Source organism: Spirosoma migulaei (assembly GCF_054776855.1).
In genome coordinates, this window is the sequence record NZ_BAAHBG010000013.1 from 97,058 (window position 1) to 116,590 (window position 19,533).

Consider the following 19,533-nt stretch of genomic DNA (forward strand, 5'->3'; position numbering starts at 1 on the left):
GGTTTTCTCCCCTTGCGAATTTAAGCCTTTTAGGTAGTTTGAACAAGCAATACGCTCAGATCAGGCCTATTTGTAAAGCCTTCGGCAAACTTTTTTTGACCAGTTCATACGAATGGTCAATCCATTCCTGCACGTCTGCCGTTCGCACGCGGCCATCAATCGTAATGGTGTTCCAATGGGTCTTGTTCATGTGGTAACCGGGTGTTACAGCACTATGTTCTTCCCGAAGTTGAACAGCCCGTTCAGGATCACATTTTAAGTTAATTGTGGTGGGCTGACTCTCTGTAGCCAGCAGGGCAAACATCTTGCCGCCCACCTTAAACACCAGGGCATCGCCACCGAAGGGAAATGATTCCGTAACACCCGGTTTGGCAATACAGTAATCGCGTATCGTTTCGGTATTCATCGGACGCAGTGGCGGACGGTATAGACAATAACGGCAAACAAAAACATAACAATGGAGATCCGATTGATGCCATGCATCATGCGGAGGTTTACACTCGTCGGCTGATTTGGGTCAGGTTTGCGGAATACCCGCAGGAAATACGAAAAGACAGGCCCAATTTTGAGGTAATCGATGAATCTGTTCACGAGGAGAATTAATGGATAATGTAAAATGGATAAAGAATAATGATACTACTCACCTACATAACAAACATGATTGCCAGAACATTTTTCTTGGCGACCATTATTCATTTTACATTATTCATTGACTAAACTTGGTTCAATCCAGCGGTCGTCTTCGCGAATTAGTTCGATCAACTCATCAACGGCACGATCGGCAGGAACCGATTTTTTGATCACCTGCTGACCCCGGTAGAGAGCAATTTTATCCCGCCCGATTCCTACATAGCCGTAATCCGCATCGGCCATCTCGCCCGGCCCGTTTACAATACATCCCATAATGCCGATTTTAACCCCTTTCAGATGATCGGTTCGTTGGCGGATGTGTGCCGTCGTTTCCTGTAAATCGAACAAAGTCCGTCCACAGGATGGACAGGATATATACTCGGTTTTCGTAATGCGGGTTCGAGCTGCCTGTAAAATGCCAAAGGACAGACTATTTAACGTTTTTAATGTATTGGGTTCGGACTGCCCGGTTGCTGAAAGCATAATCCCATCACCCAACCCATCAATCAGCAAACCGCCCACATCCGTTGAGGCATAGAGCGGAATGTCTTCCGAAGGTATTTCTGCATAAGCTCGTTGTACAACAACAGGGGTTGTTAGTCCCTGGTTAATCAGCTCAACAAACAGTCTCCGCAACTCCGGCATGGCGTGTGCATTATCGGTTTTAATGAGTAGCACAACGGTACGGTCGGTGCGCAGTACGTCAAACAATTCATCAGACAACTCGGGCAGTGATACCTGAACAAAGTTCAGGCGTACCTGTAATGAACCTTTGTTTACATGACTCTGTAAATACGCATCAGCAGTCAGCAACGGAAACGTATTAACCTGGTCAGAAACGGTTTGCCAGGCAGCAAAATCCAGAATCTGTTTCAGACCATTAGGCAACATAAATTGCGCCGGTTGCGAACCTGTATAGATGTAATCGGCACCCAAATCATTCATCCGCCACTTGTCAGGCTCGGGCAGATAAAAGTGCCCAATCGGATGGAGATCTTTATGTTCTGTAACGAGTGTCTGACTGAAATCAGCAATAACGCGTGGTACATTCTGTCCACCGAAGTTGACCACGTCGTGGGTTGTTCGGCGGGTATACTGAAACGGATTAATGGGGTAATTTTCAATGGCAGGAATAGCTTTGCTTTCAGACGTCCGATGGGTATAACGATCAATTAACGCCTGAGCAACAGGCGCTTCCCGCTCCGGCTCTTCCGTCAGCGATACGCGAACCGTGTCACCAATACCATCTTCCAGCAGCGTACCAATCCCCAACGCCGACTTGATACGCCCGTCTTCGGCCTCGCCCGCTTCGGTTACGCCGAGGTGCAAGGGGTAGGGTTTCAGTCCTTCTTCGTCCAGCCGTTGCACCAGCAACCGGTAGGCTTGCACCATCACCTGCGGGTTGCTCGACTTCATCGACAGGACAATATTGTAATAATTCTCGTCCTCGCAAATCCGTAAAAACTCCAGTGCCGATTCTACCATGCCAACCGGCGTATCGCCATAGCGACTCAGAATCCGGTCGGAGAGGGAACCATGGTTAGTACCGATGCGCATAGCCGTACCATATTCTTTACAGATACGTACCAGTGGCAGAAATTTCGCCCGAATCCGATCCAGCTCGGCGGCATAGGCGGCATCGGTATAGTCAATAAATTCAAAGCGTTTACGATCGGCGTAATTACCTGGATTGATGCGGACTTTCTCCACGATCCGGGCCGCCAGCTCGGCCGCGTTGGGCGTAAAGTGGATATCGGCCACCAAGGGTGTGGTATAACCCCGGGCCCGTAATTCCTTACGGATATTCTCCAGGTTCTGGGCTTCCTTCACGCTCGGAGCCGTAATCCGAATGTACTCACAACCAGCCTCAATCATCCGGATACTTTGCGCTACGGAACCAAGCGTATCCATCGTGTCGATCGTTGTCATCGACTGCACCCGGATTGGGTAATCAGAGCCCATTGGCACATCACCAATATTGACCGTTATGGTTTGCCGACGGATGTACTGCGTAAGCGAAGTTGTGTAGAGAACGGGTGAACCAGCCAATGTGGCTGATGAAGAAGGAGTAAGCAGCGAATCGAGCATACAGATAGCGGCAGAGCCGTTTGACAACACAAAGGTACGGAAAAAGCGGCTTTCCGGTTTGGGTTATGTGTACTTGGCTAACGTTAGGGTTAAGGTAAATGTTCGCTTATGGGAGGTAGTATCGAAACACAAATCAGGACTGGTAGTGAGTTCGTTAAATCGAATTCAGCAAACAAAAACACAGGTAAGCGGTTGAATTAACAGTGTGCCATCCTCACGGTTAATTAACCGGGACGGGTACGCCTAAAAGAAGACACAACCTATTGCTAACTCAAGAACGTTATGAAAACCAAGCTATTGAGTGTATTTGCACTCGCTATGATGCTGACTCTTGGTGCCTACGCACAGGACAGTACAGCCATGAGTAAGAAAGAAATGCGGAAGCAGGAAAAGGCCGAGCGGAAAGCTCGCCTGAAAGATGACCTTAAAAATACAAGCCGGGCTGCCGGTGAAACGACCAGGGAAGTGGGGCAGGGGATCAAGAGCAAAGCAAAAGTTGCCGGTGAGGCAATTGATACTACCGCTCAGCGAACAGGGCGAGCGGTGAACAGGGGATTAGACAATGCTTCTGATGCCATTTCAACCGAGGCTAGAAAACTGAAAGATAAACGGGATTCGACCAGAGCCGAAAAAGCCCGTCGGGATTCGTTGTAATTCTTTAATAATATCTAAAAACCTCTAAATCCCCTGAAGAGGACTTTATCTAAGCAAGAGTAAAGTCCTCTTCAGGGGATTTAGAGGTTTTTAGTTGGCTAAACTACTAATTTTCAGGCATTTTCATAGAAGTATGACATAGCTCTATGTTAGTTTGGCACCTACTTTGGCATACTTTCCGCGCCAGTGTTTCCAGCGTTTATGGGACCAGAGCCAGTCGGACGGGTGTTTACAGATACTTTTTTCCAATTTATTCCTGTAGCTCTCCAGAATGGCTCCTTCCGATAAGCACTTGTACGGTGGTTCGGCAATGAGCGAAAAGGTGCCTTCGTAATAACCCCGGCGCACTCGGATTAACTCCAGAAAGAATACGGGCAGGTTCCGGCTCCGGGCCAAACGTTCGGTGCCGGGGTAAAATGGGGTATCGCGGTGTAGGAAATCCATCCAGTACCCCTGCTCGGGTACATCGGGAACCTGGTCTGCCACCAGCGCAATTACACGTGGGATATCTTTGCGCACGACCATCTGACGGGGCAGAAGGTTCATGGGAGTTGGAACCGCGCCATGGCTGGCCCGCACCTCCTGCATAATTTTCTCCATGTTTGGGCTAGTCAACGGCTTATACACACTGTCGACCGGTATACCAATAACGACCGCGGCCGATGGAACCCATTCCCAGTTACATTGATGCGAGCCGGTACAGATAACAGTTTGACCAGCCGTCAAAAAATCCTTTATTACTTCCGGATTTGTATACACAAACCGCTTCTTTAACTCGCAGGGGGAGATACTGGCTAGTTTGATGGTTTCGACGAGAATATCAGTCAAATTACGGTAGAAGTCGTTCGCAATCAAGCGAATATCTTCGGGAGACTTGTCAGGGAATGAGCGCTTTAAATTTTCCAGAATAACTTGTTCCCGGTATCGAAATACGTAACGAATGAAGAAGTATAAGACATCCGAAATACCATAGAGAACAGGGAATGGCAAATGGGATAAGAGTCGAAAAAAAATCATCTAGGTGAGCAGCCCGAATAGCGAGATAAACCTATTGGCTGCCCTAAATATAAAAAATACTAATTTAGTTACCGAAAATTATATGGTAAAAGCCTTAAATTGATTCTTCTGGTCTCTGGAGTCTACTGGTTAACCCTACGTCAGTTTGGCGCCTACTTTGGCATATTTTCCGCGCCAGTGTTTCCAGCGTTTATGGGACCAGAGCCAGTCGGACGGGTGATTTCGGATGGTGGTTTCTATTTGATCCCGATAGCGTTCTAAAATAGTACCAGGTGGTAAATCTGTGTAAGGGGGCTCAGCAAGAAGCTTTACGGAAACTTCGTAATACCCCCGACTTACACGAACTGGCTCCATATAAAATACCGGCAGGTTCCGGCTGCGGGCCAGCCGTTCTGCACCGGGATAAAATGGGGTATCCCGATGCAGAAAATCAGTCCAGTAGGCCTGTTCAGGCACATCAGGTACCTGATCCGACATAAGGCCAATCAAGCGGGGAATATGCTTTCGGGCGGCCATCTGCCGAGGTAAAGTATGCATTGGGGTTGGAACAGCTCCGAAACTAGATCGGATCTGATACATCACCTTCTCGAAAAATGAATTGGTTAGCGGTTTATAAATGCTGTCGACTGGGATCCCCTTCTGCACAAAAGCCCCTGGAATCCACTCCCAGTTTCCCTGATGCGAAGTCATGCCTATAGCCGTCTGACCTGCCCGTATCTTTTCCTGAACTAACTCTGGATTAGTGACCCGAACACGTTTTTGTAATTCATCGGGTGAAAGAGCGGGTAACTTGATGATTTCAACAAATAAATCCGCTAAATCCTGGTAAAAACCCTTCATAATCTGGCGGATTTCGGAGGGGGATTTTTCCGGAAATGAGAACCGTAAATTTTCCAGAACAACTGTACGCCGGTAACGAACTATATGGAGAAGTAAAAAAGCCAGTACATCAGAAATGCCATATAGTATACCGAGTGGCAGACGCGATAATAGCCGAAAAAGTTTCATCTGGATAACGTAGAGCGGGCAGAAGCCGAAAGTACTGCTTTTGCCAAAAATTAAAAAAATACTAAAACTCGTTGGTGGTATTGAATTTTTGCTTTATTTGTGAACGGATACTTAAGTTATCATTGGAAACGCATTGGTTAAGGTCTCGTTTGACCGGTTTAGTAGTTGAATTACACTATTTGCCCTGTTTAGATTATGTGTCGGGGCTAATGCGGTTTGGAGGAGTACAAATCGAAGCTCACGAGCATTACCAGAAACAAAGCTATCGAAACAGGTGCTATGTTCGGACAGCTAACAAAATTGATACGCTAACAGTGCCCGTACAGCAGGGAACGCACCATCAGCCCATTCGTGATCTTCGGATAGCGAACGACCAGGCCTGGCAGATGCACCACTGGCGATGCCTGAAGGCGGGTTATGGGAAATCCCCATTTTTTGAATACTATGCGCCCTATTTTGAGCCGGTTTATCAAAAAAAATGGACTTTTTTATTTGACTTGAATCTGGAACTGCTGACAATTTGTCTGAAATTGATGCAGCTACGGATACCAATAAACCTGACAGAATGGTATGATAAAACAACACCGGTCGGTCTATTTGACGCTCGATCGAGGTTGAATCCGGGAAATAGACCGGAAACGTATATATTCCACCAGCCGGTAGAATACCCGCAAAATTTTGGCGTTGAATTTGTACCAAACCTAAGTATTATAGACCTGTTGTTCTGTCAGGGACCGTCCGCTGCGGACGTGTTAAGGGCTGGCCTACGGGAGTGAACAAATCCTTAAAACTCTTCGTTAGGCACAGTATAGTAGCTTACCTAAGGAGACCCTAAAACGAATGGAAGCAAAATTCTCAAACCGCGTAAAGGAAGTCATCACGCTGAGTCGGGAAGAAGCCTTACGCTTAGGCCACGATTATATCGGCACAGAACACCTCTTGCTGGGTATGATTCGTGAGGGTGAGGGTGTAGCGGTGGGCTTACTGAAGAAACTCGGTATCTCACTCGACGAACTCCGGGTCACAATTGAACAGGCCACGAAAGGAACAGCCACCAACAACGTGAAAAATCTAGCGAATATTCCTCTGACCCGTCAGTCGGAAAAGACGCTGAAAATCACCTATTTGGAAGCTAAGATTTTCAAAAGCCCGCTCATTGGAACGGAACACCTGTTACTGTCGATTCTGCGTGATGAAGACAATGTCGCCACCCAGATTCTCAATAAATTCAATATTAACTACGAAGTCATTAAGGAGATGCTCGAATATCAATCTTCGGGAACCCGCCCGGTGATGGGTCCCGAAACCGACGATGACGACAACGACCGTGGCATGTTTGGCGGAAGCAGTTCCGGTTCAGGCAAAGATCCAAAAGGTACCGAGAAATCACGGACACCTGTACTGGATAACTTTGGCCGAGATCTGACCAAACTTGCCGAAGTTGGCAAACTCGATCCCATTGTTGGTCGCGAAAAAGAAATTGAACGGGTAGCTCAGATTCTGAGCCGCCGGAAGAAAAACAATCCAATCCTGATTGGTGAGCCAGGGGTTGGTAAAACGGCCATCGCCGAAGGACTGGCTCTGCGCATTGTGCAGAAGAAAGTTTCGCGGGTGCTATTCGGTAAGCGTGTTGTTACACTTGACCTTGCATCGCTCGTGGCAGGTACAAAGTACCGCGGACAGTTTGAAGAGCGGATGAAGGCAGTGATGAACGAGCTTGAAAAATCGCCGGAAGTTATTCTGTTCATTGATGAGTTGCACACGATAGTTGGAGCAGGTGGTGCGTCGGGTTCACTCGATGCGTCGAACATGTTCAAACCGGCATTGGCGCGGGGCGACATTCAATGTATCGGTGCTACCACACTTGATGAATATCGTCAGTATATCGAGAAGGATGGAGCCCTGGCTCGTCGTTTCCAGATGGTAATGGTGGATGCCACATCGATTGACGAAACCATCGAAATTCTGAATAACATCAAGGATAAATACGAAGATCACCACCATGTTGACTACACGAAAGAAGCCATCGAGGCTGCGGTAAAGTTGTCAGAACGGTATATCTCGGATCGATTCCTTCCTGATAAAGCCATTGACGTAATGGACGAAGTGGGTGCTCGTGTACACATCTCGAACATTACCGTTCCCGAAGATATTCTGCGTCTGGAAGAGCAGATCGAGAACATCAAGAAGGAGAAAAATCAGGTTGTTAAGAGCCAGAAATACGAAGAAGCTGCTCAGCTTCGCGATAAGGAAAAACGCCTGATCGACCAGCTTGAGCGCGCAAAACAACTTTGGGAGGAAGACACCAAGAAACGTCGCTACAAGGTTACTGAAGAAAACGTGGCTGAAGTAGTAGCCATGATGACCGGTATTCCAGTGACGAGCGTATCGAACGATGAAGGCAAGAAACTTGTCAACATGGGCGATGAACTGAAAGGCCGTGTAATTGGTCAGCAGTCGGCCATTGACAAACTGGTGAAAGCTATTCAGCGGACGCGTGTTGGTTTGAAAGATCCTAAGAAGCCTATTGGTTCGTTCATTTTCCTTGGCCCAACGGGTGTAGGTAAAACGGAACTTGCCAAAGTGCTGGCTACCTACCTGTTCGACAAAGACGATGCGCTGGTTCGTATCGATATGTCGGAATACATGGAGAAATTCAGCGTTAGCCGTTTGGTTGGTGCACCTCCAGGTTACGTGGGTTATGAAGAAGGTGGTCAGTTGACCGAAAAAATTCGTCGGAAGCCTTACAGTGTTGTGCTGTTGGATGAAATCGAAAAAGCCCACCCGGATGTGTTCAACATCCTGTTGCAGGTGCTTGACGATGGTATCCTGACCGACGGTCTGGGTCGCCGGGTTGATTTCCGGAACACGATCATCATCATGACCTCCAACATCGGGGTTCGTGACCTGAAAGATTTTGGTGCGGGTATCGGTTTCGCAACCAAGAAGAGCGCGGAAACACAGGATGATTTGATGAAGAGCACGATTCAAAGTGCACTGCGTAAAGCGTTCTCGCCTGAGTTCCTGAACCGTTTGGACGATGTGATTGTGTTTAACTCGCTCTTGCGCGAAGACATCCACAAAATCATTGATCTGATGCTGGGTAAACTGCTGGGCCGTGTTACCAACCTGGGTTATACTGTTGAACTGACAGAGAAGGCGAAAGACTTCCTGGCCGAAAAAGGGTATGATCCACAGTACGGTGCCCGTCCGTTGAGCCGCGCTATCCAGCGTTACCTTGAAGACCCCGTTGCTGAAGAAATCCTAAAAGGTGAACTGAAAGACGGCGACGTCATTTTGGCCGACTACAGTGGTGAAGGCGAAACGCTGACCATTACGGTAAAGAAGCCCGAAGCAGTGGTTGAGTAATCGAAAAGTGATTTATATAAAAAAGGGGCCTGACGTTCGAACGTCAGGCCCCTTTTTGTGAATCAATATAAAATCAATCAAGTTCAGCAAGGAGTTCGTCAAGTTCCTTTGGGTCTAGATTTTCCTTTTCCGCTTTATCGTAAATGGTTAGTAAAATTATAGTTGTCTGAACAATGTGTAAATGAGTGATGACTCGTGCACCGCCACTTTTACCTTTGGCTTTACTCTTTATTGCTAACCTTACTTTATAACAATTTTTTCCTAACGATGTCCCTTGTGTTGGATCTTCCTGTAAAGATGTAAGCAATGAAGCTACATCTGTTTTTAGGGATGGATACTTTTTTTAGGAGTTTATCAAATTTCTCAGTACTGAGAATACTATAGCTCATTTAAAACCTCCCATGCCGACCGTAGCTGTTTTTTGCCTTTCTTGAATTGATTGACCTCCTCGATAGCTTCTTTCAAATCAGTTTTCAGCTGTTCTTTAGTTACTGGTTCGTCATCGGCCTGTAGTAAATTGACAAGCTCTTGGCGCTCCTTAGGTGGCAATTGATTTCGAATAATACTGGCTAATTCAGCAATGCTTAATCGCGTATTAAAATGGACTGTAACGCTCATACAAAACACCGTTAGTTCTAGCCAAATTTACAGAAAATACATGTAAAGCGTAACAAGGCTTACAACAATAGCCTTACCATTAAATATTCTTCTGCTTCACCTGATCAATCAGATACTCACTAGTACGCATCGAACTAGCCAGAATCGTCCAGGTTACGTTTTTATCACCCTGCGAAACGAAGGGAGCGGCATCAACTACGAACAGATTCTTTACATCGTGAGCCTGCTGAAACTTGTTCAGCGCTGACTTTTGTGGGTCGTTCCCCATACGAACCGTACCTACCTCGTGGATAATACGACCAGGAGCCGCCAAACCATAACCGTGAGCCGTATCAGGACCAGGCTTTGGCCCCAGCGGAGTGCCACCCATCGCATGGATAATTTCCTCGAACGTATCCTGCATATGTTTGGCCTGCTTCACTTCATAATCCGACCATTTGTAGTGGAAGCGTAGGGTTGGAATGCCGTACTTATCTACTTTGTTAGGGTCTATTTCGCAATAGTTCGATTCTAAAGGAACTGGCTCGCCCCGGCCCGACATGCTTACATAAGCACCGTAGAATCGACGGTAATCATCTTTCAGGCCTGCTCCATACCCGCCAGCGGCTTTTAGTTTGCCATCACGACCGGGAATCGAACCGTTCTGAGATTCGATGCCTCCGCCATAGCCAGCACCGGGCATCCCCATACCACCACCGTACTCAATATGATACCCACGTGGGAAATCTAATTTCTTGTTATCCAGCCACCAGGGCGTAAACACGTGCATTCCGCCAACCCCATCTTCGTTGTAACGCTTGCGATCCATGAGGGCTGGTATAAAGCCAGATCGGCTGGCACCCGTCGAGTCATTCAGGTATTTGCCCACTACGCCACTGTTGTTGGCTAATCCATTGGGGAATCGTGGCGATTTAGAGTTCAGTAGTATCCGGGCCGATTCGCAGGTACTGGCTCCCAGCATGACTGCTTTAGCCTTTACGGTAATTTCCTCCAGCGTAATGTTATTTACATAGCTCACACCCGTGGCAAGACCTGTTTTCGAATCAGTAAGTACTTCGCGTACCATGGCACCATTTACAAGAGTAACATTCCCCGTCTTGACGGCGGGAATACAAAGTACCGATGAGGCCGAGAAGTCGGCATAGGCCTGGCAACCCCGATTACACTGACGGCAATAGAAACAGGAGCCCCGGTCTTTATTGATAGGCTTGGTCAGAATACTCAGGCGAGACGGAATAACGGGAATGCCAATACTTCTGGCCCCTTTCCGAATCATTAGCTCGTGCAAACGAGGCTTTGGTGGAGGCAGAAAAATACCGTCTGGCTCATTGGGGAAATTCTCGACTGAGCCAAAAACGCCGATAAGGCGATCTACCCTGTCGTAATAGGGTTTAAGATCATCGTAGCCAATAGGCCAGTCATCGCCAACACCCGAAAGCGAACGACGCCGGAAATCGTCTGGGCCGAAGCGCATAGAAATACGACCCCAGTGATTGGTTCGTCCGCCAAGCATTCGGGACCGAAACCAGCCAAACTCGGTACCTGATTTGGCTGAATAAGGCTCTCCATCAATTTCCCAACCACCCCAGGCCGCATCAAAGTCTCCACCAGAACGGAACTCGGTACTTGCTCCACGCCGTGGTGATTCCCAGGGCCATTTTAGTTGCGTAATGTATTTGGGATCAGCTGGGTCGTAATAGCCACCGGCTTCAAGCAGAATGACTTTTGCGCCTGCTTTAGCTAACATGTACGCAGCCATGCCGCCACCAGCACCCGAGCCCACAATAGCTACATCGTAGATTATAGGGTCTTTTTTGATTTGTGGGATGTCCATTCAGAAAGGAAGAGTTAGGAACGCTATTAAATACTGATTAAAGGAGGGTATGTATGGAGTTTACTGCTTATTGACTCGAAAGGGCTATCTGATGTGAAACAACAATACTGAGCAGACCTACCGCATAGCCTCTACACATTCCGCAACTTTATCGGTATTAATAATATCGACCCCTAGTTTCTTCAACTGTTTCCAGCCATTAGGTGTATCAGGAATTGCCCAGAAACGGATAGGTTTGTTATCACTATGAGCACGTTTAATGACCCGTTTAAGTTTATCACGGTCTGCATCGGGTATATCGCCAACACCGTCCCAACGGGAATAGGACCGGAAATTATCGCTGATAAAGGCCACTAACCGAAGCGTTTCTTCATCATATACCTCGCTGGGGCGTCCATCAAACTGAAGGAGCGGGTAGTCGAAATAGTTCTGGATCTTAGGGCGATCACCACTAATAATAACCTGAACTGCTTTTGTGTTAGCCGCCCGGTTGAAGCAGGTGAGATTTTCTTCTAATAGTTTTAACAAGATAGGCAGTACGTCGGCAGAACTGGACTTTACGTCAATCACTAAGCCAAACGTGTAATCGCGATCGGGACTTGGCTTGTCCTTATACTGCTGAAACAGTCGTGCAATAGGTTTCAGATAAAGCGAATCAAGGGTTGGGGAACTGACCGTTGGCTTCTCAGATGAAACGACCAACTTGCCGTCCTGTAGCCAAACGTCGGCCTCGATAAAGTCGGCACGCTTTTCGTACGCATTCACAAAAGGCCTGGGTTGTGCATGATCATTGTTGGCATGAATTTTTTGGGCAAAAGTGACTGATGCAGTCAGCCAAAGCAAGGTGAGTAGGAAGTAGTAGCGCATAATGAATGGCTTAATTTTGGGTAAAGTAACGTAGCTTACGCACTAAACCAAAACCAGTAGCTACCTTGCCGTTTCCGACCAAACTACTATTTTTGGCTAAACTTATCAAATTATCAATGCATAATGCATAATGGGAAATGTATAACGAAAAATAGGCTTTATCGGCGCTTATTATTCATTATACATTATTCATTTTCCATTACCTCTTATCAATGGATTTACTGAAAGGAAAAGTTGCCCTTATTACCGGAGCCTCGCGCGGAATTGGGCGGGCCATGGCCCAGAAGTTTGCGCAGGAAGGTGCTCACGTTGCCTTCACCTATTTATCAAGCGTTGAAAAAGGGCAAGCCCTGGAAGATGAACTTCGGGCATTTGGCGGTCAAGTGAAAGGATACCGTTCAGATGCATCGGATTATCAGGCTGCCGAGGCCTTAGTTAGTCAGGTCATTGCCGACTTTGGTAAACTCGATGTGCTCATCAATAATGCCGGGGTTACGCGCGATGGGCTGCTCATGCGTATGTCGGAAGAACAATGGGATACCGTAATTAACGTTAATTTAAAGTCGGTGTTCAACCTGACGAAAGCGGTTACCAAACCCATGATGAAAGCGAAATCTGGTTCCATCATAAATATTACATCGGTAGTGGGCATCCGGGGCAACGCGGGGCAGTCTAATTATGCGGCTTCAAAGGCGGGCATCATTGGGTTTACCAAGTCGGTTGCACTGGAATTGGGGTCACGAAATATTCGCTCCAATGCCATTGCACCAGGATTTATCGAAACCGAAATGACGGGCGAAATCAATGAAAAAGCACTTGAAGACTGGAAACAACAGATTCCAATGAAGCGTGGAGGCCAACCCGATGAAGTTGCTAATTGTGCCGTTTTCTTAGCGTCTGATCTTTCCAGCTATATTTCCGGCCAGGTACTTCAGGTAGATGGCGGAATGCTTACCTAAAAAAGGGAGGAAGAAGAAAAGGGAAGAAAGGACGAAGGGAGGATAGCCCATGAACGTTTAATCCCTTCTCTCCCTTTCGTCCCCTTCCTCCTTTTTCTCCTTCTAATCTATGACCTTCTTCTTTCAATCTTCGCCCTGGTGGATTTTTGTTTGCCTGCTCGTTGGAGCGGTCTATGCATTTGCCATGTATCAGCCTTTACCTCGTTTGGTAGGGAGTGGTGCAACAGTCGGCGGATTCGACAAACGAACAACATATAGGCTTGCCGCACTGCGGTTTGTTGTGGTCAGCTTTCTGTGTTTTTTGTTGCTGAACCCACTGATCCGCAGCCTCAGAACGCTCACGGAGAAACCCAAAGTTGTATTGGCAGTTGATAACTCGGAGTCGGTGGCGGCTGCTGGACGGCCGGCACTCAATAAGGCGCTGACTGGGCTGCAAACACTTCGGCAACAATTGACTGATAAAGGTCTGGACGTAACCGTTCGGACATTTGGAGACAGCATTACCGACGCTGACCTTACCCAAATCCCGTTTACCCGACGTACCACCGATCTGTCGGCACTATTATCCGGCATTCGCTCCGACTATGAAGGCCGTAATCTGACAGATGTAGTACTCGTATCGGATGGTATTGTTAATCAGGGAGTTTCGCCCACGTTTGGCCAGTATCCATTTGCCGTGCAAACGGTTGGATTAGGCGATACAATTCCTAAGAAAGACATTCAATTAAAAGGCATTGTAGCGAACCGAATTGCGTATCTAGGCAATCAATTTCCAGTACAGGCCGAAGTCGTTAGCAATGGATTTCAGGGCCGAACAGCAACGGTTGTATTGCGCCAGAACGGGAAAGAACTCGGGCGGCAATCGATCAATTTTGGCAAAAATGATACGTTCAATCAGCTGACCTTTCAGGCGACGGCAACGCAGAAAGGCGTTCAGCATTATGTGGTGGATGTATTGCCGCAGCCTGGCGAATTCAGTACGCTAAATAACCGCCAGGATGTGTATTTAGATGTTATCGATGGGAAAGAGAAAGTGTTACTGTTGGCATTAGCTCCTCACCCGGATATAAAAGCAATTCGTAACATTCTGGAACGAAACCAGAATTATGAACTAGACATTCGCATACTGACCGGAACACCTGCCGAAGCAACCGCGTCGGCGGACCGTCCCCCAGCCGATAAAACCTACGATCTGATCATTCTGCATCAGATTCCTGATAATGGAGGCATTGGCAACCCGGTGATTCAGCGGTATCTGGCGAAGAATACGCCGGTCTTGTTTGTGCTGGGTAATCAATCCGCACTCGGACCATTCAATACATCGAATCCGGTAATGCAGGTGGCTGCGCAGCCCAACCAGAGCGATAAAGTAACCGGTGTATTTAACCCTGAATTCAAACAACTGAACTTCGATCCGGCCAAGCTTGATATTCTCTCAAAACTGCCTCCTTTGTTAACACCATATGGTGACTACAGATTACAGCCCGGTAGCGAAGTTGTCCTGTGGCAGCAGGTGGGAAGTATTCGCACAACGAAGCCCTTACTGGCCCTGAACGTAACCAGTCCGCGCAAAACAGCTGTGCTGGCAGGGGAGGGTATATGGGCGTGGCGGCTCGAAGAATACGCGCTGACTGATAAGCAGGAAGTGGTGGATGAACTGATCCAGAAAGTAATTCAACTGATTTCGGTAAAAGAAGATCGGCGCAAACTCCGGGTGTATCCGATTCGGAATGAATTTATTGCGGGCGAAAAAGTTATTTTCGAGACGGAGCTTTATAACGATATCTACGAGCGATTATATGATAAACCCGTTCGGTTGGAAATCAAAGACGAAAAAGGAGTGACTCGTTCATTCAACTACACGCCTACGGCCTCCAACAGCCGTTTCGAGATCAGCCGACTACCCGAAGGTGCCTACAGCTTTAAGGCCACCGTAACAGTTAACAATAAGGCTGAGCAATCATCCGGACAGTTTGTGGTTCGTGACCTGCAACTTGAAGCCCTGAATACGACTGCCGATCACGGCATGCTCCGACAACTGGCCCAGCAAACGGGCGGGCAATTTTTCACCGCAAATCAGACCGACGAACTCGTTCGGAAGCTGACCGCTCAGTCGCACCCGGCCCGGTTAACGAGCACCGAAGAAATGAATGAGCTAATCAACTGGCGTTGGTTGTTCTTTGTGGTGCTGACGTTAGCCGCTATTGAGTGGGGACTACGGAAATTTTATGGCGGGTATTGATACCGCTAGCTTTGACGCAGTATACGCTTCCGGAAATTTACTAGTTGGTATTACAAGGATATGGATGCTATGCCAGCGGATCTATTCAAGATGGATGCCTACCTTCCCGACGGCGATCGAACCACTATTCTCTCGGGTATTCTGAGTACGAGGTATCCCTACTTCAGCCAGTTCGTTGAACCTATCGGAAGCGGATAAATACTAGCTACACCGCTGTTGCTTCCAATTGCTGCCGCTTCCCGGCAAAGTAAACCTCCCAATCTGTTATCTGGCTAATAGCCTGATAGGTCTCCGACTCCTACAATGCCTGGACATCCGATTGAAGCCGAGTGGTGAGGGATTGTACCTAGGAGTTGGCGGTTTTAACGAGGGCGGTGGTGGGTTTTTGGGCATAGATTTACAAGCAGTGATGGATTACCGCTTTAGTTTTTCTCTTCGGTATTCAAGACTTTGAATCATCAATTCGTTCGCTACAGAAGGCTGTTGTTGCTGACGGTGTCGTAGCTGTTTTAACTGCTCATCCGTTTGGCGTATACGCTCGGTCGATAAGGTCGCCAGTCGCTGTTTAACTTCGCGTAATGACATGTCTGCTAAGTCGATACGTTTAACTCCATTACTAATTCAATGATTCCTTTGGGAAACCCGTTTCGGTCTGTGCCGAATTGGTTCGTCCAGTAAGTTACTAATTCCTTTGATTGGGCAGTATCATTATTCAGCAAAAAATAAGAATCAGTTTGGTATGTCTGAAACGCATTTTGAGCAAATAACGGCTCAAATAAGTCTTTGTTCTGCCGTATACTTGCTTCGTCGTCTAATAAACTCAATATATCAACATCGTTAGGATTAAGCTTATTTGTCGTAAAACTTCCATCAATCCATAATTGCCAGCTACCCGTATAGGTAACTTGATTTAATGTGTCACCTAAAGCCTCAATGTATTCGAGCAAACCCGTATAGATGGAAAGACGCGTACCAGAAAGTGGGAAGGGAGTTACGAATATCTGCTCAAATTCTTCCAGAGAATCAATGCGGATAAGTTCATAGGGGCTTAAGTTGCCACGAACATCGAAATTATAAGTCATTCTAAAACCTGAATGAGGGCGATAGGGTTTTGTATATGGTTGATAGAAAGTTGACGGACAAATTAGCCTCTAGTTTTACCAGATGATAAGACGGTTGCTTTACTCATTCTCCATTCCCTCCAGCCTCCGCCCGCATGGCGTATTGCACAAAACGGATTTCACTAAACGATACATCAGTACCTAAGCCCTGCCGAACTTCGCTTAGGGATTCGGATGGATAATTTTCCAGGTACGACCGAATACTTGCGATTTTTTTAGTAGGTAATAATGCATCAACAGCCAATTCGCCCGTGCCAACATATTTTACTAAATGGCTTTCCACAGTTGAGACCGCTAAGCTGCGCTCGGCTGCAATCTCTGCAATTGTTTTACCAGACTGGAAAAAAGCCAACGTGATGGCAGGTGATAGCTCTTTGGGTTCCTTTGGCGGTTTGGGAGCTTTGGATACTTTCACTTTCGGGGTAGCCGAGCTGGCTGCCCGGCCTGCTGGATTTTCCTGAACGATACGCAGAATTTCGGCACCAATTTGCCTCACTTTGGTTTTGCCAAACCCTTTAATGGCCAGTAATTCAGCCTCCGTTGTAGGACGCGCACGCGCTAGTTCAACAATGGTTTTCTGTGGTAAGACCATAAAGCCAGAGGTGTTGTGTTCTCCAGCCATATCATTCCGCCATTTCATCAACGCACCGTACAAGCCACCACGCGAAGAACCCTCCGAAGCGGGTATCTCGGCAACTTGTGGCTCAAACTTTTTGCGTTCGGGCTGGAAGTCCAGTTCAGCACGATTGCGGGCTTGCAGATAGGCTAATGCATTGAATCCGTCCCGACAACTCTCGAAACTGCGTAGCTTACTAAATAGCTCTTTCTCCAGTTCGTCCAGCGCTTCCAGCAGCAGGTCACGCACTTTCTTATTGTCGCAGTCGGTGGGGAAACGGTGCAGGAGTGGTAGAAATTCGGAACCAAGTAAGGTTTGAAAATAGGTTCCTGCTTTACGGACTCGAGCCTGTAGTGCCTGGTTGTATTCGGGTAAATTTTCGTTGGCAAAATAACTGGGAAGTTGTTGCTGGAAACGTCCCGACACATCACTGGCTTTCTCGCGTAATTGGTTGGTGAGTTGCGTCAGGATAGCGGAGCCTTCGGCATCTAAACTACTGGCGTGTTCATTCACGACCCGGCGACAACGGTAGAGTAGGGAATTGGCTCGTTCAAACGAAAACAATTCGCGAATCAGGTTTTGCTGGTTCGTGAGTTTTGCCTGGTGTAGATGCTGTTCGTTCGGAGTTTGCCGCTGAACTTGTTCATGAAAGTCCTCTAACTCCAGTTCTGTTTTGATACTATGAGCTGGAATAGGCGATCGGAGTACAAGCCCATTTAGGGTTTTACACCGGCTGAGGGCTACATAAACCTGACCGTGGGCAAACGCCGATGACACATCGAGAATCGCCTTATCGAACGTAAGTCCCTGGCTTTTGTGAACGGTTATAGCCCAGGCCAGTTTCAGTGGAATCTGCCGGAAGGTACCAATCGGTTCGCTCTTGATTTCTTTGGTAGTTGGGTCCAGAGTATATTTGATATTGGTCCAGTCAACCGGATAGACCACAATTTCTTCTCCATCCTGCTGACTCTTCACATAAATGGCAGAGTCATCCATGTCCGTAATTCGCCCGATTTTGCCGTTGTAGTACAGCTTATCACGGGAAATGTCATTTTTAATGAACATCACCTGAGCCCCTACTTTTAGTTCCAGACTGGCTTCGGTTGGGTACGTGTGCGCCGGAAAGTCACCTTCTACAATTGCCGTAAAGGTGCGGGGCTTTCCTTTCAGGGCCAGTAACTTCTGGCTGTTTAGTTGCTGGGCAGCTGTATTGTGGGTCGAGAGCGTAATGTAGCCTTCATCGTCGCTGGGAGAAAAATCCGGGATATAGCGTTGATTCAAATTATCCAATTGTGCCCGGGTAACGGTCTTCTCGCGAATGCTATTAAGCAAATCAATAAAACGCTGATCGGATTGCCGGTAAATATGCGTTAGTTCAATGGGAACGTAGGACGTCTGCCGAAGGGCCTTGCTGCCGAAAAAATAGCCAGTATCATAGTAAGGTTTTAATAATGCCCAGTCTTCGTCTTTTATAACGGGCGGCAACTGTTGCATATCGCCAATCAGCAATAACTGAACACCACCGAAGGGGGCTGAATTGGTCCGGTACCGCCGAAGTACTTCATCAATCCCATCCAGCACATCACTCCGAACCATACTGATCTCATCGATCACCAACAGGTCGAGTGTACGGAGTAAATTTATTTTTTCCTTATTGAATTTCTTGCCTTCGCGTTGAGTGGTACCCGGCGTTAATGGACCAAACGGAAGCTGAAAGAGCGAATGAATCGTAACCCCACCCGCATTGATGGCGGCTACACCCGTTGGGGCTACTACAGCAAGTCGCTTGGCACTCAACTGCTTAATCTGCTGTAGGAACGTTGTTTTACCCGTTCCAGCTTTACCGGTCAGGAAAATATTCTGGTTGGTATGCAGGACAAAGTTATGGGCGAGGTCAAGCTTTTCGTTTACGGAAACGGTCATAAAAACGCACTGGAGATAATGAACAAAGATACTCGATTTGTAGACGAGTTCTTAGTCTAATCGTCATCGGTCTACCGTTAGCTACTCCCTGGCTACAGCAATCATCACGGCTCCTGCGGCCATTAATACGGCACCAATAGCCACCTGCCAGCTTATTTTTTCTTTCAAAAAAACAGATGCCAGAATGACGGCGAACACTAATGAAAAGTTGGTTATGGGAGATACCTGCGAAGCATTCCCCAACTTGAGGGCCCGGAATGAAAGAAGAGACGACAGACAGGTAACCACGCCCGCAACGATCAGGTAAATCCAGACTCGTCGGTCAATGCGGGCCACATCGGGCAAGTTGCCCTGCATGATAACCACGCCCCAGGAAACAATCAGAATAAGAACTGATTGAATGGCGAAGGCCAGGCTTGAATCCACATGCTTGACACCTACTTTAGATAGCGTAACCACAATAGCGGCTGATAAGGCGGCTGACAAGGCAAAGACAATCCACATGGCGTTGATGAAGAACGTATAGCTTATAAAGTCAAAAGTGAGCTGAAATGATTTAAATACTAGCAAAAAATAGGTTAAAATGG

18 protein-coding genes are annotated in these 19,533 nt (G+C 47.4%); 6 read left to right on the plus strand and 12 right to left on the minus strand.

Going from position 1 to position 19,533, the window contains the following annotated elements; all coding sequences use genetic code 11:
* Window positions 1-55: 55 nt before the first annotated feature.
* From ACYVGO_RS16080 to ispG, 3 genes are all read right to left on the minus strand, one after another.
* Window positions 56-406 (minus strand): MmcQ/YjbR family DNA-binding protein, encoded by a 351-nt coding sequence (locus ACYVGO_RS16080; RefSeq protein WP_142772245.1) that lies wholly within the window; start codon window positions 404-406, stop codon window positions 56-58.
* The gene (locus ACYVGO_RS16085) at window positions 403-591 is read right to left on the minus strand and encodes a DUF6728 family protein (protein ID WP_142772246.1); all 189 of its coding nucleotides are present in this window, start codon (window positions 589-591) and stop codon (window positions 403-405) included. The genes ACYVGO_RS16080 and ACYVGO_RS16085 overlap by 4 nt, the downstream gene beginning before the upstream one ends.
* Window positions 592-702: 111 nt before the next feature.
* Window positions 703-2,718 carry a (E)-4-hydroxy-3-methylbut-2-enyl-diphosphate synthase gene (gene ispG / locus ACYVGO_RS16090; RefSeq protein ID WP_460970152.1) on the minus strand — a complete coding sequence of 672 codons (2,016 nt, stop codon included), beginning with the start codon at window positions 2,716-2,718 and terminating at the stop codon, window positions 703-705.
* A gap of 282 nt (window positions 2,719-3,000) precedes the next feature.
* Between ispG and ACYVGO_RS16095 the strand changes: the two genes are divergently transcribed.
* Window positions 3,001-3,372 (plus strand): hypothetical protein, encoded by a 372-nt coding sequence (locus ACYVGO_RS16095; RefSeq protein WP_460970153.1) that lies wholly within the window; start codon window positions 3,001-3,003, stop codon window positions 3,370-3,372.
* Window positions 3,373-3,516: 144 nt separating this feature from the next.
* On the opposite strand, the gene ACYVGO_RS16100 is transcribed toward ACYVGO_RS16095, so the two are convergent.
* Both ACYVGO_RS16100 and ACYVGO_RS16105 read right to left on the minus strand, forming a co-directional pair.
* Entirely contained in the window at window positions 3,517-4,389 is an 873-nt protein-coding gene (locus tag ACYVGO_RS16100) for a lysophospholipid acyltransferase family protein (RefSeq protein ID WP_460970154.1), read from the minus strand.
* Between the two features lie 135 nt (window positions 4,390-4,524).
* Window positions 4,525-5,397, minus strand: coding sequence for a lysophospholipid acyltransferase family protein (locus ACYVGO_RS16105; protein ID WP_460970155.1), 873 nt, complete (start codon window positions 5,395-5,397; stop codon window positions 4,525-4,527).
* A gap of 209 nt (window positions 5,398-5,606) precedes the next feature.
* Between ACYVGO_RS16105 and ACYVGO_RS16110 the strand changes: the two genes are divergently transcribed.
* A complete protein-coding gene (locus tag ACYVGO_RS16110; RefSeq protein ID WP_460970424.1) occupies window positions 5,607-6,173 on the plus strand; it encodes a WbqC family protein in 567 nt (188 codons plus the stop codon).
* 64 nt (window positions 6,174-6,237) lie between these two features.
* On the plus strand, window positions 6,238-8,766 hold the full coding sequence (locus ACYVGO_RS16115) for an ATP-dependent Clp protease ATP-binding subunit (RefSeq protein ID WP_142772251.1): 2,529 nt from the start codon (window positions 6,238-6,240) through the stop codon (window positions 8,764-8,766).
* 378 nt (window positions 8,767-9,144) lie between these two features.
* On the opposite strand, the gene ACYVGO_RS16120 is transcribed toward ACYVGO_RS16115, so the two are convergent.
* From ACYVGO_RS16120 to ACYVGO_RS16130, 3 genes are all read right to left on the minus strand, one after another.
* Window positions 9,145-9,384, minus strand: a complete 240-nt coding sequence (locus ACYVGO_RS16120; protein WP_460970156.1) for a hypothetical protein — start codon at window positions 9,382-9,384, stop codon at window positions 9,145-9,147.
* Window positions 9,385-9,463: 79 nt separating this feature from the next.
* Window positions 9,464-11,218: a GMC oxidoreductase gene (locus ACYVGO_RS16125; protein WP_460970157.1), complete on the minus strand. Its 1,755-nt coding sequence runs from the start codon at window positions 11,216-11,218 to the stop codon at window positions 9,464-9,466.
* 117 nt (window positions 11,219-11,335) lie between these two features.
* Window positions 11,336-12,085, minus strand: coding sequence for a phosphatidylinositol-specific phospholipase C/glycerophosphodiester phosphodiesterase family protein (locus ACYVGO_RS16130; RefSeq protein ID WP_460970159.1), 750 nt, complete (start codon window positions 12,083-12,085; stop codon window positions 11,336-11,338).
* A gap of 212 nt (window positions 12,086-12,297) precedes the next feature.
* Between ACYVGO_RS16130 and fabG the strand changes: the two genes are divergently transcribed.
* The 3 genes from fabG to ACYVGO_RS16145 all read left to right on the plus strand — a co-directional run bounded on the left by fabG (window position 12,298) and on the right by ACYVGO_RS16145 (window position 15,484).
* A complete protein-coding gene (gene fabG, locus ACYVGO_RS16135; RefSeq protein ID WP_142772255.1) occupies window positions 12,298-13,044 on the plus strand; it encodes a 3-oxoacyl-[acyl-carrier-protein] reductase in 747 nt (248 codons plus the stop codon).
* A 109-nt stretch (window positions 13,045-13,153) separates the two neighbouring features.
* Window positions 13,154-15,286: a vWA domain-containing protein gene (locus ACYVGO_RS16140; RefSeq protein ID WP_460970160.1), complete on the plus strand. Its 2,133-nt coding sequence runs from the start codon at window positions 13,154-13,156 to the stop codon at window positions 15,284-15,286.
* A 60-nt stretch (window positions 15,287-15,346) separates the two neighbouring features.
* Window positions 15,347-15,484 (plus strand): hypothetical protein, encoded by a 138-nt coding sequence (locus tag ACYVGO_RS16145; RefSeq protein ID WP_460970161.1) that lies wholly within the window; start codon window positions 15,347-15,349, stop codon window positions 15,482-15,484.
* 216 nt (window positions 15,485-15,700) lie between these two features.
* On the opposite strand, the gene ACYVGO_RS16150 is transcribed toward ACYVGO_RS16145, so the two are convergent.
* The 4 genes from ACYVGO_RS16150 to ACYVGO_RS16165 form a co-directional block, all read right to left on the minus strand.
* Window positions 15,701-15,871: a hypothetical protein gene (locus tag ACYVGO_RS16150; RefSeq protein ID WP_460970162.1), complete on the minus strand. Its 171-nt coding sequence runs from the start codon at window positions 15,869-15,871 to the stop codon at window positions 15,701-15,703.
* A 5-nt stretch (window positions 15,872-15,876) separates the two neighbouring features.
* Window positions 15,877-16,368 (minus strand): DUF6932 family protein, encoded by a 492-nt coding sequence (locus tag ACYVGO_RS16155; protein ID WP_460970164.1) that lies wholly within the window; start codon window positions 16,366-16,368, stop codon window positions 15,877-15,879.
* 103 nt (window positions 16,369-16,471) lie between these two features.
* On the minus strand, window positions 16,472-18,946 hold the full coding sequence (locus tag ACYVGO_RS16160; RefSeq protein ID WP_460970165.1) for a helix-turn-helix domain-containing protein: 2,475 nt from the start codon (window positions 18,944-18,946) through the stop codon (window positions 16,472-16,474).
* Between the two features lie 81 nt (window positions 18,947-19,027).
* Window positions 19,028-19,516 (minus strand): EamA family transporter, encoded by a 489-nt coding sequence (locus ACYVGO_RS16165; RefSeq protein WP_460970167.1) that lies wholly within the window; start codon window positions 19,514-19,516, stop codon window positions 19,028-19,030.
* Window positions 19,517-19,533: the final 17 nt, after the last annotated feature.

Bases quoted from the DNA above. Each gene is read 5' to 3' on its own strand.
- ACYVGO_RS16115 (WP_142772251.1), top strand. From the start codon at position 6,238: ATGGAAGCAAAATTCTCAAACCGCGTAAAGGAAGTCATCACGCTGAGT.
- ACYVGO_RS16105 (WP_460970155.1), bottom strand. From the start codon at position 5,397: ATGAAACTTTTTCGGCTATTATCGCGTCTGCCACTCGGTATACTATAT.
- ACYVGO_RS16160 (WP_460970165.1), bottom strand. From the start codon at position 18,946: ATGACCGTTTCCGTAAACGAAAAGCTTGACCTCGCCCATAACTTTGTC.
- ACYVGO_RS16130 (WP_460970159.1), bottom strand. From the start codon at position 12,085: ATGCGCTACTACTTCCTACTCACCTTGCTTTGGCTGACTGCATCAGTC.
- ACYVGO_RS16095 (WP_460970153.1), top strand. From the start codon at position 3,001: ATGAAAACCAAGCTATTGAGTGTATTTGCACTCGCTATGATGCTGACT.
- ACYVGO_RS16155 (WP_460970164.1), bottom strand. From the start codon at position 16,368: ATGACTTATAATTTCGATGTTCGTGGCAACTTAAGCCCCTATGAACTT.
- ACYVGO_RS16110 (WP_460970424.1), top strand. From the start codon at position 5,607: ATGCGGTTTGGAGGAGTACAAATCGAAGCTCACGAGCATTACCAGAAA.
- ispG (WP_460970152.1), bottom strand. From the start codon at position 2,718: ATGCTCGATTCGCTGCTTACTCCTTCTTCATCAGCCACATTGGCTGGT.
- ACYVGO_RS16145 (WP_460970161.1), top strand. From the start codon at position 15,347: ATGGATGCTATGCCAGCGGATCTATTCAAGATGGATGCCTACCTTCCC.
- ACYVGO_RS16120 (WP_460970156.1), bottom strand. From the start codon at position 9,384: ATGAGCGTTACAGTCCATTTTAATACGCGATTAAGCATTGCTGAATTA.
- ACYVGO_RS16125 (WP_460970157.1), bottom strand. From the start codon at position 11,218: ATGGACATCCCACAAATCAAAAAAGACCCTATAATCTACGATGTAGCT.
- ACYVGO_RS16080 (WP_142772245.1), bottom strand. From the start codon at position 406: ATGAATACCGAAACGATACGCGATTACTGTATTGCCAAACCGGGTGTT.
- ACYVGO_RS16100 (WP_460970154.1), bottom strand. From the start codon at position 4,389: ATGATTTTTTTTCGACTCTTATCCCATTTGCCATTCCCTGTTCTCTAT.
- ACYVGO_RS16150 (WP_460970162.1), bottom strand. From the start codon at position 15,871: ATGTCATTACGCGAAGTTAAACAGCGACTGGCGACCTTATCGACCGAG.
- fabG (WP_142772255.1), top strand. From the start codon at position 12,298: ATGGATTTACTGAAAGGAAAAGTTGCCCTTATTACCGGAGCCTCGCGC.
- ACYVGO_RS16140 (WP_460970160.1), top strand. From the start codon at position 13,154: ATGACCTTCTTCTTTCAATCTTCGCCCTGGTGGATTTTTGTTTGCCTG.